Below are 13,139 nucleotides of genomic sequence, written 5' to 3'. Positions count from 1 at the left end.
CACCCCGGTTCCGCACCAATGGCCATTGTGGCGGAACCGGGGGTCGATCAGCCGGCGAGGGCCGCGGACACGACCGCCTTGGCCTCTTCCTGCACCTGGGCGAGGTGGTCGGCGCCCTTGAACGACTCCGCGTAGACCTTGTAGACGTCCTCCGTCCCCGAGGGGCGGGCGGCGAACCAGGCGTTCTCGGTGGTGACCTTCAGCCCGCCGATCGCGGCGTCGTTGCCCGGGGCCTTCGTGAGCTTCGCCGTGATCGGCTCACCGGCCAGCTCGGTGGCGGTGACCGCCCCGGGGGAGAGCTTGCCGAGCTTCGCCTTCTCCTCCCGGGTGGCGGCGGCGTCGACCCGGGCGTAGGCCGACTCCCCGAACCGTTCCGTCAGTGACGCATGCAGCTGCGAGGGTGAGCTCCCGGTGACCGCCTGGATCTCCGAGGCCAGCAGGGCGAGCAGGATGCCGTCCTTGTCCGTCGTCCAGACCCCGCCGTCCCGGCGGAGGAAGGACGCGCCCGCGGACTCCTCCCCACCGAACCCGACCGACCCGTCGAGCAGTCCGGGCACGAACCACTTGAACCCGACCGGCACCTCGACCAGCCGCCGGCCCAGGTCGGCGACGACCCGGTCGATGAGCGACGACGACACGAGCGTCTTGCCCACCGCGGTCTGCGCCCCCCACTCCGGCCGGTGGCTGAACAGGTAGGAGATCGCCACGGCCAGGAAGTGGTTGGGGTTCATCAGCCCGCCGTCGGGGGTGACGATGCCGTGCCGGTCGGCGTCGGCGTCGTTGCCGGTGGCGATCTGGTACTCGTCCTTCGACCCGATCAGCGAGGCCATCGCGGACGGCGAGGAGCAGTCCATCCGGATCTTGCCGTCCCAGTCCAGCGTCATGAACCGCCAGGTGGCGTCGACCAGCGGGTTGACCACGGTGAGGTCCAGCCCGTGCCGATCGGCGATCTCCCCCCAGTAGTGGACGCTGGCGCCGCCCAGTGGATCGGCACCGATCCGGACGCCGGCGTCCTTCACCGCGGCCAGCTCCAGGACGTTCGGCAGGTCGTCGACGTAGGTGCCGAGGAAGTCGTAGGGCTGCGCCGCGGCGCGGGCCCGGGCGAACGGGGTGCGCCGGACGCCGTCCAGCCCGTCGGCCAGCAGTTCGTTGGCCCGCTTGGCGATCCAGCCGGTGGCGTCGGTGTCGGCCGGCCCGCCCGAGGGCGGGTTGTACTTGAAGCCACCGTCGCGCGGCGGGTTGTGCGACGGGGTGACGACGATGCCGTCGGCCAGCCCGGAGGTCTTCCCCCGGTTGGCGGTGAGGATGGCGTGGCTGACCGCCGGGGTGGGGGTGTAGCCGTCGCGGGAGTCGACCAGCACGGTGACGTCGTTGGCGGCGAGCACCTCCAGCGCGCTGACCCAGGCCGGCTCACTCAACCCGTGGGTGTCCCGGCCGATGAACAGCGGGCCGTCGAACCCCTGCTGGGCGCGGTACTCGCAGATGGCCTGGGTGGTGGCCAGGATGTGCGCCTCGTTGAACGCGCCGTCCAGCGACGAGCCGCGGTGCCCCGACGTGCCGAAGGTGACCTGCTGGGCGACGTCGGCCGGGTCGGGCTCGACCGTGTAGTAGGCGGTGACCAGGTGGGGGACGTCGACCAGGTCGCGAGGCTGGGCCGGCTGACCGGCGCGGTCGGAGGACATGGCCTGATCTTGACCCGGATCCCCACCCTCCCGCGACCGGGGACGCCCTGTCGGGGGTCGGTCGTAGCCTGGTCGGGTGCTCGGGGACTGGCGGGAGATGGTCACCGACGCGGCCTTGACCGACGCGGTCGGGCAGCACGTGCTCGACCGGGCCCGGCCCTACGCCGCCCGGAGCGTGCTCGACGTCCGGGTGGCCGAGGACGCCCGCCGGCTGACCGGGCTGGTCCAGGGCGGGGCGCCGGAGCCCTACCGGACGACGGTGGTGCGCACCGAGGGCGGCCGGGTGGGCTGGGCCGCGGCCTGCACGTGCCCCGTGGGTGACGACTGCAAGCACGCGGTGGCCGTGCTGCTGCACCTGCGTCCGGACATCCAGCGCGCGTCGGGCGGACCGCGCCCGGGGCGCCCGGCCGCGCGCACCTGGGAGCAGGAGCTCACCGAGCTGGTGAGCGCCGCCGGCCGACCGGCACCGGCCACCGTGCCGATCGGGCTGCAGTTCGAGCTGGTCGAGCCCGAACCCGGCCGGGGGCGTGCCTCGGTCGCCGCACCGGGCACCCGGCAGCGGTTGATCCGGCTGCGGCCGGTGGTGCCCGGAAAGCGCGGGCAGTGGGTGCGCAGCGGCGTCTCGTGGCGGCAGCTCCAGTACGACAGCGCCCAGGCCTCGTGGAACCCGGCGCACCTCGCCGCCATGCGCGCGCTGCACGCCACCCACCAGGCCGCCCGCAACCAGTACTGGTCGTACGCCCCGGCCGACGTGTACCTGCACGAGTTCGGCCCCGGCCTGTGGCGGCTGCTCGCCGAGGCCGTGGCCGACGGCGTCCCGCTGGTCACCGCCGACCGGGCGGCCCGGCCGGTGGTGCTGGCGGGGGAGCCGGCGGACGTCGCCGTCGACCTGCGCCGGGACGGCGAGCGCGCCGAGCTGTCGGCCGTGCTGCAGGTCGACGGCCGCACGGCCGACCCCGGCCGGCTGTCCTTCCTCGGGATGCCCCCGCACGGGGTGTCGGTGGAGTGCCCCGTCGGCACCGACGGCGACGTCCCCGGGCTGGTGCTCGCCCGCCTGGACCGGCCGGTTCCGCCCGTGCTGGCCGGGCTGGTGGCCCGCGGCGGGGGGATCGACATCCCGCCCGCCGACGTCGACCGGTTCCTCCGCGACTGGTACCCGGGGCTGCGCCAGGCGGTGCCGGTGATCTCCGGCGACGGCTCGGTCGCCCTGCCGGAGGTGCCCCGGCCGCGGCTGGCCGTCGAGGTGCGCTACCCCGGGGACGCGACGGTCTGCGTGGCCTGGACGGTCCGCTACGGCGCCGACCGCGCTTTCCCCCTGCCCACCGGCGAGGAGGCCGCCGTGCCGGGTTCCGGGCGCGACCCGGTGGCCGAGCAGCGGCTGCTGGACGAGCTGCCCGAACCGGTCGCCGGGCTCCCCGAGCTGTGGACGCCGGGGCGCCGGCTGGCCGATGCGGTGGAGCTGGCCGGGGTGGAGGCGCTGGAGTTCACCACCGAGGTGCTGCCCGCGCTGCAGGACGCGCCCGACGTCGACGTGACGCTGGTCGGCAGCCCGCCCGACTACCGGCAGAACACCGCGGCGCCGCAGATCAGCTTCACCACCCGCGACAGCCGCGAGTCCGACTGGTTCGACCTGGGCGTCTCGGTGAGCGTGGACGGCCAGAGCGTGCCCTTCGAGACCCTGTACAAGGCCCTCGCCGCGGGGCGCACCCGGCTGGTGCTGCTCAGCGGCACGTACTTCTCCCTGCAGCGGCCGGAGTTCGAGCAGCTGCGGCTGCTCATCGAGGAGGCCCGCGCGCTGCAGGACGTGCCCGGTGACGGCGTGAAGGTCAGCCGCTTCTCCGCCGGGCTCTGGGAGCAGTTGCTCGGGCTCGGGGTGGTCGAGGAGCAGAGCGAGCGCTGGACCCGCGAGGTGCGCGGGCTGCTCGACCTCGAGCACGCCGAACCACCGCCCGTCCCGGCCGGGCTGGCCGCCGAGCTCCGCCCGTACCAGCGGGAGGGCTACGGCTGGCTGGCGTTCCTCTGGGAGCACCGGCTGGGCGGGGTGCTCGCCGACGACATGGGGCTGGGCAAGACCCTGCAGACCCTGGCGCTGCTGGTCCGCGCGCACGAGACCGGCGACCTCGATGACGCGCCGGTGCTGGTGGTGGCGCCGACCAGCGTGGTGCCCACCTGGGCCCGGGAGGCGGCGCGGTTCGCCCCGGGCCTGCGGGTGGTGACCGTGTCGGAGACCGAGCGCAAGCGGGGCACGGCCTTGCGGTCCGAGGTGGCCGGCGCGCACGTCGTCGTCACCTCGTACGCGCTGTTCCGGATCGACGAGGACGCCTGGACCGAGCTGCCGTGGCGCGGGCTGGTGCTCGACGAGGCGCAGTTCGTGAAGAACCACCAGGCCCGCACCTACCAGTGCGCGCGGCGGCTGCGCGCCCCGGTGAAGCTGGCGCTGACCGGCACGCCACTGGAGAACAGCGTGATGGACCTGTGGGCGTTGATGTCGATCGTCGCGCCCGGGCTCTTCCCCGACCCGCAGCGGTTCACCGAGGCCTACCGCATCCCGATCGAGCGGGACGGCGACGCCGAGAAGCTCGCCGTGCTGCGCCGCCGGATCCGCCCCCTGGTGCGCCGGCGGACCAAGGAGATGGTCGCCGCCGACCTGCCGCCCAAGCAGGAGCAGGTGCTCGAGGTGGTGCTCAACCCGCGGCACGAGAAGCTCTACCAGACCCACCTGCAGCGCGAGCGGATCAAGGTGCTCGGCCTGGTCGAGGACATGTCGAAGAACCGGATGACGATCTTCCGGTCGCTGACCCTGCTGCGGCAGCTGAGCCTGGACCCGGCGCTGGTCGACCCGGCCTACGCCGACGTCCCCTCCAGCAAGGCCGACGCCTTCCTCGAGCACCTGCGCGCGGTGGTCGCCGAGGGCCACCGGGTGCTGGTGTTCAGCCAGTTCACCCGGTTCCTGCGCAGCATCCGCGACCGGCTGACCGCCGAGGGCATCGACTGGGAGTACCTCGACGGGCGCACCCGCGACCGCGACGCCGTCGTCCAGGCCTTCCGCACCGGCACCGCACCGGTGTTCCTGATCAGCCTCAAGGCCGGCGGCTTCGGGCTGACCCTCACCGAGGCCGACTACGTGTTCGTGCTCGACCCGTGGTGGAACCCGGCCAGCGAGGCCCAGGCCGTCGACCGGGCGCACCGGATCGGCCAGGACAAGACGGTGATCGTCTACCGGCTGGTGTCGGTCGGCACCATCGAGGAGAAGGTGATGGAGCTGAAGGCGCGGAAGTCGGCGCTGTTCTCCCGGGTCGTCGACGACGGCGCGCTCGCCTCCGGCGCGCTCACCGCCGACGACGTCCGGGGCCTGTTCGGCTGACCCGATCCACCCTGCCGTGCCGCGGGTCAACCCGGCCCAGCAGACGTTGAGCCGTGTCCTGCCGCGGCTCAACGTCACCTGCGGCGGCTCAACCCGCGGAGCAGCAGCCGGCTCCGATCAGCGCTGCCGCGGCTCGACCGCGTCAGGCGTCGTCAGTCAGCTCCAGCGCACAGCGACGGCCAGCAGGAAGGGGATGGCGAGGAAGCCGATGCCGACCCAGCCGAGCACGATCCCCGCTGTCGCCATGCCGTCGCCGCCTTCCCCGCGCTCGTGGATCTGCCGCTTGGCGACGTAACCGAAGACGAGCGCGAGGATGCTGCCGATCCAGTAGATCCAGACGATGCCCAGCACCATCGACGCGATGGCCAGGCCGTTGGTGCGCTGCGGCGGCGGGTAGCCGTACCCGTACGGGAGTGGACCGTAGGGCTGACCGGGTGGACCGTAGGGCGGGCCGGGAGGCCCCTGAGGCGGGCCGTAGGGCTGGCCGTAGGGCTGGCCGTACTGCTGCGCCTGCGGCCGCGGGTGCCAGTTGCCGTCGTCCTGACTCATCTGCTCGTCCCCTGTGTTCGCCGCCGTGCGGGAGCCGCCCCCATGGGTCGGACGCACCGACCGTAGAAGCCGATCCGGGCGACGAACAGCACCGACCCTCCCAACGGAGGGGTCCGGCCGGGGCGGGGGGCAGCGCCAGCGCGGGTCAACCCGGCCCAGCAGACGTCGAGCCGCGTCGTGCCGCGGCTCAACGTCACCCCCGGCGGGTCAACCCGCGTGGCAGCAGCGGGTCAGGCTCAGCCGCGCCGCGGCTCACCCCGGTAGGTGCCGACGCTCCACAGGTTGCCCTCCGGGTCGCGGACGGCGAACTCGCGGCCCCCGTGGTCGGTGTCGTGCACCTGCTGCACGACCTCCGCCCCCGCGGCGACCGCGCGGGCGTGCACCGCATCGGCGTCGTCGGTGACCAGGTAGGCGGCGGCGGTGCCGGGCTGCGCGGGCCACGGGTCGTCGGGCACGTCGCGCACCGAGCCGAGCATCACCCCGCCGCCGGGCGGCCAGGACAGCTCGGCGTGTACCACGTGGTCACCGTCGGCGACGACCAGGGTCTCCTCGAACCCGAGGGCGTCGACCAGGAAGCGGATGACGGCGCGGGCGTCGCGGGCGCGGAAGGCGGGCCAGACGGTGGGCGGCGGGGGAGCGGTATCGGTCATGCGCTCAGGTTGTCGACACGGGCGGCCGCCCGTCTTGGACGTATCCGAACTCCTCGGCCAGCCAGCGCGACGGCGGCAGCCCGGAGAACGCCCGCCACTCCCGGGTCAGGTGCGCCTGGTCGGCGAAGCCGGCGGCGACGGCCAGGCCGGCGAGGTCCAGCGGCCGGCCCGCCCCGGCCCGGGCCTGCAGCGCCCGGCGGGCGCGGGAGAACCGGACCACCCGGGCGGCCTCCTTGGGGGTCAACCCCGTCTCGGCCCGGAACCGGGTGAGCAGGTGGCGCGCCGACCAGCCGACCCGATCGGCGACGTCGGCCACCCGCAGCCGCCCACCCGAGGCCAGCACCAGCCGCCACGCCTCGGCGACCTCCGGCGCCGGCGCGCTGTCCGGGCGCACCCGGCGCAGCAGCACCTGCTCCAGGGCCGCGAACCGGGCCGGCCAGTCGGGCGCCGCCCGGAACCGCTCGACCAGCTCGGCTCCATCCGGGCCGAGGACGTCCTCGACCGGGCAGTCCAGGGACGCCAGCGCACCGGCGGGCACCCCGAGCAGCCGACGGGCGCCCAGCGGGGTCAGCGCGAACTGGACGCCGGCCTGCCGCCCCGGGTGGCGGATCAGCGCGGGCGCGGTGTGCAGCCCACCGACGAGCCCGGCGTAGCGGCCCGGCGCCTGCCTCGGATCGGGGTGCGCGGCCATCTCCAGCGGGTCGTCGAGGGTGACGACGAACGTCAGCGTGGGAGAGGGCAGCCCGCGGTGCAGGCCGGGCGCCAGCCCGTCCTGCCGGTACCCGGTGGCCTCGGCGACCAGCCCGCGCAGCGCCGGGTGCGGCCGGTGCCCGACCCACTCGCTGGTCACGGTCCGAGGATGGCACGCGGACGCGCCGACCTGCGCTCCGTCACCGCCACGCCGCCGGCAACCCGGGGTTCGCGGTCCCGTCGCCTGCGGTCGCCGTGGCAGGCGCCGGGCCGCCATCCTCTCCTCGCAGCGTGTCGGTCAGCGCCGGCCCCTCCCGCGCGGCGTCCCACTCCCTCGGAGGTCCCCGTGCACCCGTCCCACCTCAGCGCACCGCGCGCCTCCGCCGGCGCCCTGGCTCTCGCGGCGGCCCTCGCCGTCCCGCTGGTCACCGCGGGCCCGGCGGCCGCGGGCTCGGGCGGTCCCAGCCGCGCCGCCGAGCCGGTGCGCTTCGCCACGTACAACGTCTCGATGTTCCGCACCATCGAGGGCGAGCTGGCCGACGACCTGGCCGACGCCGACGACGAGGCGCAGGACGCCGAGGTGCGCAACGTCGCCGAGGTCGTCCAGCGGCAGCGGCCCGACGTGCTGCTGTTGAACGAGTTCGACCACGACGCCGAAGGGCTGGCCCTGGAACGGTTCCAGGAGAACTTCCTCGCCGTCGGCCAGGGCCCCGCGGGGGAGGAGGCGGAGCCCATCGAGTACCCGTTCGCGATGGTGTTCGCATCGAACACCGGCGTTGCGAGCGGCTTCGACCTGAACGCCGACGGCACGGTGGGCACGGAGGGGCAGGCCTACGGGGACGACTCGTTCGGCTTCGGCACCTTCCCCGGCCAGTACGCCTTCGCGGTGCTGTCGAAGCACCCGATCGACACCGACCAGGTGCGCACCTTCCAGGGGTTCCGGTGGGTGGACATGCCCGGGGCCCGGCTGCCCGACGACCCGGCGACCCCGGAGCCGGCCGACTTCTACTCCGCCGAGGAGCTGGACGTCTTCCGGCTGTCCAGCAAGAACCACGTCGACGTCCCGGTGCAGATCGGCCGCCGGACGGTGCACGTGCTGGCCAGCCACCCCACCCCGCCGACCTTCGACGGGCCGGAGGACCGCAACGGGTTGCGCAACGCGGACGAGATCCGGTTCTGGGCCGACTACGTCACCCCGGGGAAGGGGTCCTACATCTACGACGACCAGGGGGGAACCGGCGGTCTGCACCCGCGCGACCGGTTCGTGATCATGGGTGACCTCAACGCCGACCCGGCCGACGACGGCAACGGCCTGCCCGGCGCGGCCGACCAGGTGTTCGGGCTCCGGCAGGTCCGGGACCCGCAGCCCACCAGCGAGGGGGCGGCCGAGGCGGCGGCCCGGCAGGGCGGGGCGAACCTCGGGCACGACGGCGACCCCGCGCTCGACACCGCCGACTTCGCCGACGGGGAGGCCGGCCCGGGCAACCTCCGCGTCGACCACGTGCTGCCGTCGAAGCGGCTCCGGGTCTGCGGCGCCGGGGTCTTCTGGCCGTCGTCGGACGACCCGCTGTCGCGGCTGACCGGCGTCTACGACCCGCAGTTCACCAACGGGTTCCCCAGCTCCGACCACCGGATGGTGTGGGTGGACATCGCACTGCAGGGCAGGCACCACCGCTGACCCGCGCCGTCCGGGGGGCTGCTCAGCGATCGACGCGGGCGGCCTCCCGGCGGAGGGTGAGCCCCTGCCGCAGCAGCCCGGCGGCGAGCACCGCGCCGACGCCCTCCCCTGCGCGCAGCCGCAGGTCCAGCAGCGGCTCGACGCCGAGCGCGTGCAGCACCAGCTCGTGCCCGCGCTCCCGGCTGCGCTGCCCGGCCACCAGCGCCGACTGCGCGGCCGGCTCCAGCCCGACGGCGACCAGCGCGGCCACCGAGGTGGCGAACCCGTCGACGACGACGACCGCCCCGGCCTCCGCGGCGCCCAGCACCGCGCCGGCGAGGACGGCGAACTCCGGGCCGCCCAGCTCGGCCAGCGCGGTGAGCGGGTCGAGCCGTGCGCCGGCCCGGTCCAGCGCGGCGCCGACCACGGCGCGTTTGCGCTCGACCATCGCCGAGTCCGCGCCCGCACCCAGCCCGACGACGTCGCCCGGTTCCACGTGCAACAGCCCGCAGGCCAGTGCCGCCGCCACGGTGGTGTTGCCGACGCCGACCTCCCCGAGCGCGACCAGCCCGGTCGCCGCCCCGTGCTCGGCGCCCAGCCGGCGGCCGGCGGCCAGGAGTTCCGCGGCGTCGTCGGCGGTCAGCGCCGGGCCGGTCACCAGGTCGCCGCGCACCCCGGCCGGCCGGACGTCGAGCGCCCCGGGCACCGCGGTTCCCTGCACCCCGGCGTCCACGACCACGACGTCCAGGCCGGCCGAGCGCGCGGCGGTCGCCCCCAGCGCCTGCCCGGCGACGGCGGCCGCGGCGATGTCCCGGGTGGTGGCCACGGGGAACGCGGAGATCCCGGAGCCGGTGACGGGGTGGTCGGCGGCGGCGAGCAGCAGGGTGCCGCCGGTCAGCCCGGTGCGGCCCAGCGCGACGACCCGGTCGACCGCCCGGTCGAGCACGCCCAGCGAGCCGGGCGGGGTGAGCAGCCGGTCGGCCTGGTCACGTGCGCCGACCACGGCGGCCGGCGCCGGGCTGCGCAGCCGGTTCGGCGGGGGAGCGGCGTCGGCGTCCGGCCAGCGGTCGGTGAGGACCACGTCGTCCAAGGGCTGCCGGCGCGACCAGCCGGCCCGCTCCAACCCCGGCGCGGGCGGCCGCTCGTCGGGCCAGCCCAGGCACAGCCAGCCGAGGGTGACCACGCCCTCGGGCAGGCCGAGCAGCTCGCCGAGCTCCTCGGGGCGGAACAGCGTCACCCAGCCCAGGCCCAGCCCCTCCGCGCGGGCGGCCAGCCACAGGTTCTGGATCGCGGTGGCGCAGCTCCACAGGTCGGCGTCGGGGAAGGTGGCCCGGCCGAGCACCCCGGCCGCCGGGGTACGACGGTCGCAGCAGACGACGACGCCCAGCGGCGCCTCACGCACGCCCTCCAGCTGCAGGTCCAGCAGCCGGGCGCCGGCCTCGGGCTCCAGCTGCGCGGCCTGGCGGAGCCGCTCCCGGTCGGTGAGCACGGCGGCCCGGTCGCGGATCGCCGGGTCGCGGACGACGACGAACCGCCACGGCTGGCTGTGGCCCACCGACGGCGCCTGGTGGGCGGCGGTGAGCACCCGGGTGAGCACCGCGTCGGGCACGGGATCGGGCCGGTAGCGGCGGACGTCGCGCCGGGCGCCGATGGTGCGGTACAGCCCGGACCGGTCGGCCTCGGGGAGCGCCCAGCCGGTCGGGTCGGCGGCGCGCTCGGAGGCGGCGGTGCCGTCGCCGATCAGCGGCACCGGCCGAGGCCAGGTCATCGCTCGACCTGCTGCAGGCCATCCCGTCGCTCGACTGCGTCGAGGAAGTGCCGCACGGTCTCCAGGAAGACCTCGGGCTGCTCGGAGTGCACCCAGTGCCCGGCGTTCTTCACCCGCACCAACCGGGTGGCGGGGAAGAGCTCGTCCATCCGCGGCCGGTCGGAGTCCAGCACGTAGTGCGAGTTCCCCCCGGCGATCCACAGCACGGGGCCGTCGTAGGTCGCTCCCGGCTCGGGCTCGGGGAAGCGCCGCAGCTCACCCAGGTCGCGGGCGAGGGTCTCCAGGTTCAGCCGCCACTTCCAGCCCTCCTGCCCGTCGCGGACCAGGCTCTGCAGCAGGAAGCCCCGGACCATCGTGCTGGGCACCGCCTCGCGCAGCGCCCGGTCCGCGTCCTCCCGGGTCTCCAGCGCATCGACGTCGACCGCCTGCATCGCGGCGATGAACGCGGCGAACGGCGAGGCCTCCTCGTCCGGGTCGTCGGTGCGCCCGCCGGTCTCCGGGTAGTCGACCGGCGCGATGTCGACGACGACGAGCGCGCGCAGCAGCTCCGGCCAGCGCAGCGCCAGCTGCATGGCCACCTTGCCGCCCATGGAGTGCCCGACCAGGGTGACCGGCTCGCCGAGCAGGGCGAGCTCGGCGGCGACGAACTCGGCCATGTCGCCGTAGTCGACCCGGTCGGTCCACGGCGAGTGCCCGTGGTTGGGCAGGTCGAGCAGGGTGACCCGATGGCCGTCGTCGGCCAGGGCCTTGGCGATCGTGGTCCAGTTGCGCCCCTGGCCGAAGAGGCCGTGCACGAAGACCACCCGGGGCCCGGTGTCGCCGAGCGTGCGGGCCGCCAGCCGGTTCGGGTCGGTCATGCCCCTCATCCCACCAGACCCGATGTCGCTGCCGGCCACCGTCGGTACCCACGCCTACCGTCGACCCGCTCACCGCACCGCCTTCTCCGAGGAGATCCCCGTGCCCGGACGCCGCCGGCGTGCCACCCGCTCGTCCACCAGCACCACCGCCCGGACGACGACCACCCGGAAGGCCACCCCCACGCGGAAGGCGGCCCCGGCCCGCACGGCGGCCGCCCGGAAGGCAGCCCCGAAGAAGGCAGCGCCGGAGCTGCCGGTGGCCGGGCCGGGGGAGCGGGTGTGGGTGCTCGCCGTCCCCTTCCGGGCTCCCGCGCCGGGGGCGAGCTGGCACGCCGGGCTGTCGGCGCACGTGTACGTCGGCGCCGCGCTGCCCGCGGCGCTGCAGCCCTACGACCCGCCGCCGCACAGCCTGGAGCGGTACCTGGAGGACGAGCTCAACACCGTCCCCCGCCCGCTGCCGGCCGCCCGGCCGATGACCCCGCGGGAGCAGCAGGTCACCGGCGCGGGCGTGATCGCGGCGCACGCGGCCGCCGGCGGGCGGATGTTCCTGCTCGGCGACGACCCCGGGGTGGGGAAGACCGGCACCGCCGTCCTCGCCGTCCAGCGGATCGCCGAGCAGCGCGCGGCCACCCCGCGCCCGGTGCGGCGGGTGCTGGTCGTCGCCGACCGCCCGGCGGCGATCACCGTGCCGCACTGGGCGCGCTCCATCGGCGGGTTCGGGGGCGCCGCACCTGACGGGCAGGGCCTGCGCTGGTGCGTGACCACCTGGGACCGGCTGGGCAAGGTGGCCGCCGCGACGAAGGCCACCGGGCACGGCTTCGACGTCGTCGTCGCCGACGAGGCGCACATGGTCCGGCACACGACGACCCAGCGGTGGAAGCACTGGAAGGCGGTCTCCGGCAGCGGCCGGGTCAAGGACGCACCCTTCGTGCTGCTCGCGACGGCGACGCCGGCGCACACCCCGCTCGAGCTCCCCTACCTGGCGCCGCACTTCGCCACGCTGCACGGCGAGCCGCTGCGGGAGTGGGCCGATCTCCCTGCCCGGCTCGCCGCGCACGGGTTCCACGTGGAACGTGGCCGCTACGGCTGGGCGTGGACCGAGGACGCCGACGAGCGCCGTGCCGACCTCGCCCGGCTGCGCAGCTGGCTGGCCGACACCGACCCGCCGGCCACCCTGCACCGGCCCGCGCCCTGGGGGCCGGTGTCGGTCACCGGCACCCCGGTCCAGCTGACCCCGGCCGAGCGCGCGCAGTACGAGGCGGAGTGGTCAGAGTTCCGCGCCGAGATGCAGCTGGCCCGCCGGAAGCGGGAGACCGCCCGCGGCCGGGCGGCGCTGCTGCGCTTCCGGCAGAAGGCCGGGCTGATCCGGGCCGCGGCCACCGTCGACTGGGTAACGGCGCAGGTGGAGGCCGGGCGGCAGGTCGCCGTGTCGGTCGAGTTCGTGGAGACCGCCGCCGACCCGATCCGCGAGGCGCTGCTGGACGGCGGGATCGCCGTCGCCGGGATCTACGGCCGCGACCGGTTCGACGTCGAGGCCGAGCGGTTGCGGTTCCAGACCGGTGAGGCGCCGGTGTGCGTGTTCACCGTGACCGCCTCGATCAGCCTGCACGCCGGTGAGCAGCTGCCCGGCGGCCTCGTCGCCTCGACCACCCCGCGGGTCGGGCTGTTCCACCAGCCGCGGTTCTCCGGCATCGCGGCCCGGCAGGTCACCGGCCGCACGCACCGCGACCACCAGGTGTCGCCGTGGCGGGTCGCGTTCGCCGCCGACACCGTCGAGGAGGACGTCGCCCGGGTCATGGTCGAGCGCCTGGCGGTCACCGGGTCCACCGCGGGCGGGGACACCGCCGGGCTGCAGCAGATCGCCGAGCTGCTGGACGCCGACTGGCTGCCCGCTGCCTCGCTGACCGGTGGTGATTGATCCC

General features: G+C 75.4%; 9 protein-coding genes. 3 read left to right on the top strand and 6 right to left on the bottom strand.

What is annotated here, in order from left to right:
* Nucleotides 1-47: 47 nt before the first annotated feature.
* Nucleotides 48-1,682, bottom strand: coding sequence for a phosphoglucomutase (alpha-D-glucose-1,6-bisphosphate-dependent) (pgm, locus tag ACI783_RS04765; RefSeq protein WP_457139371.1), 1,635 nt, complete (start codon nucleotides 1,680-1,682; stop codon nucleotides 48-50).
* A 76-nt stretch (nucleotides 1,683-1,758) separates the two neighbouring features.
* On the opposite strand from pgm, the gene ACI783_RS04760 reads away from it, so the two are divergent.
* A complete protein-coding gene (locus ACI783_RS04760) occupies nucleotides 1,759-5,046 on the top strand; it encodes a DEAD/DEAH box helicase (protein WP_457139370.1) in 3,288 nt (1,095 codons plus the stop codon).
* A gap of 156 nt (nucleotides 5,047-5,202) precedes the next feature.
* Here the strand turns inward: ACI783_RS04760 and ACI783_RS04755 are convergent, their stop codons facing one another.
* The 3 genes from ACI783_RS04755 to ACI783_RS04745 all read right to left on the bottom strand — a co-directional run bounded on the left by ACI783_RS04755 (nucleotide 5,203) and on the right by ACI783_RS04745 (nucleotide 7,095).
* Nucleotides 5,203-5,595: a DUF4190 domain-containing protein gene (locus ACI783_RS04755; protein WP_457139369.1), complete on the bottom strand. Its 393-nt coding sequence runs from the start codon at nucleotides 5,593-5,595 to the stop codon at nucleotides 5,203-5,205.
* A 236-nt stretch (nucleotides 5,596-5,831) separates the two neighbouring features.
* Complete coding sequence (locus tag ACI783_RS04750) at nucleotides 5,832-6,245, bottom strand: VOC family protein (protein WP_457139368.1); 414 nt, start codon at nucleotides 6,243-6,245, stop codon at nucleotides 5,832-5,834.
* A 4-nt stretch (nucleotides 6,246-6,249) separates the two neighbouring features.
* A complete protein-coding gene (locus ACI783_RS04745) occupies nucleotides 6,250-7,095 on the bottom strand; it encodes a helix-turn-helix domain-containing protein (RefSeq protein ID WP_457139367.1) in 846 nt (281 codons plus the stop codon).
* A gap of 186 nt (nucleotides 7,096-7,281) precedes the next feature.
* On the opposite strand from ACI783_RS04745, the gene ACI783_RS04740 reads away from it, so the two are divergent.
* Nucleotides 7,282-8,613 (top strand): endonuclease/exonuclease/phosphatase family protein, encoded by a 1,332-nt coding sequence (locus tag ACI783_RS04740; RefSeq protein ID WP_457139366.1) that lies wholly within the window; start codon nucleotides 7,282-7,284, stop codon nucleotides 8,611-8,613.
* Nucleotides 8,614-8,635: 22 nt separating this feature from the next.
* On the opposite strand, the gene bluB is transcribed toward ACI783_RS04740, so the two are convergent.
* On the bottom strand, nucleotides 8,636-10,360 hold the full coding sequence (bluB, locus tag ACI783_RS04735; protein ID WP_457139365.1) for a 5,6-dimethylbenzimidazole synthase: 1,725 nt from the start codon (nucleotides 10,358-10,360) through the stop codon (nucleotides 8,636-8,638).
* Nucleotides 10,357-11,217, bottom strand: a complete 861-nt coding sequence (locus ACI783_RS04730; protein ID WP_457139364.1) for an alpha/beta fold hydrolase — start codon at nucleotides 11,215-11,217, stop codon at nucleotides 10,357-10,359. The genes bluB and ACI783_RS04730 overlap by 4 nt, the downstream gene beginning before the upstream one ends.
* Nucleotides 11,218-11,317: 100 nt before the next feature.
* Between ACI783_RS04730 and ACI783_RS04725 the strand changes: the two genes are divergently transcribed.
* Complete coding sequence (locus ACI783_RS04725; protein WP_457139363.1) at nucleotides 11,318-13,135, top strand: DEAD/DEAH box helicase family protein; 1,818 nt, start codon at nucleotides 11,318-11,320, stop codon at nucleotides 13,133-13,135.
* The last annotated feature ends 4 nt before the right edge of the window (nucleotides 13,136-13,139 follow it).

The organism is Modestobacter sp. SYSU DS0511, from assembly GCF_054050755.1.
The sequence above is the reverse complement of the archived record's forward strand: the minus strand, read 5'-3'. Positions and strand labels throughout refer to the sequence as shown.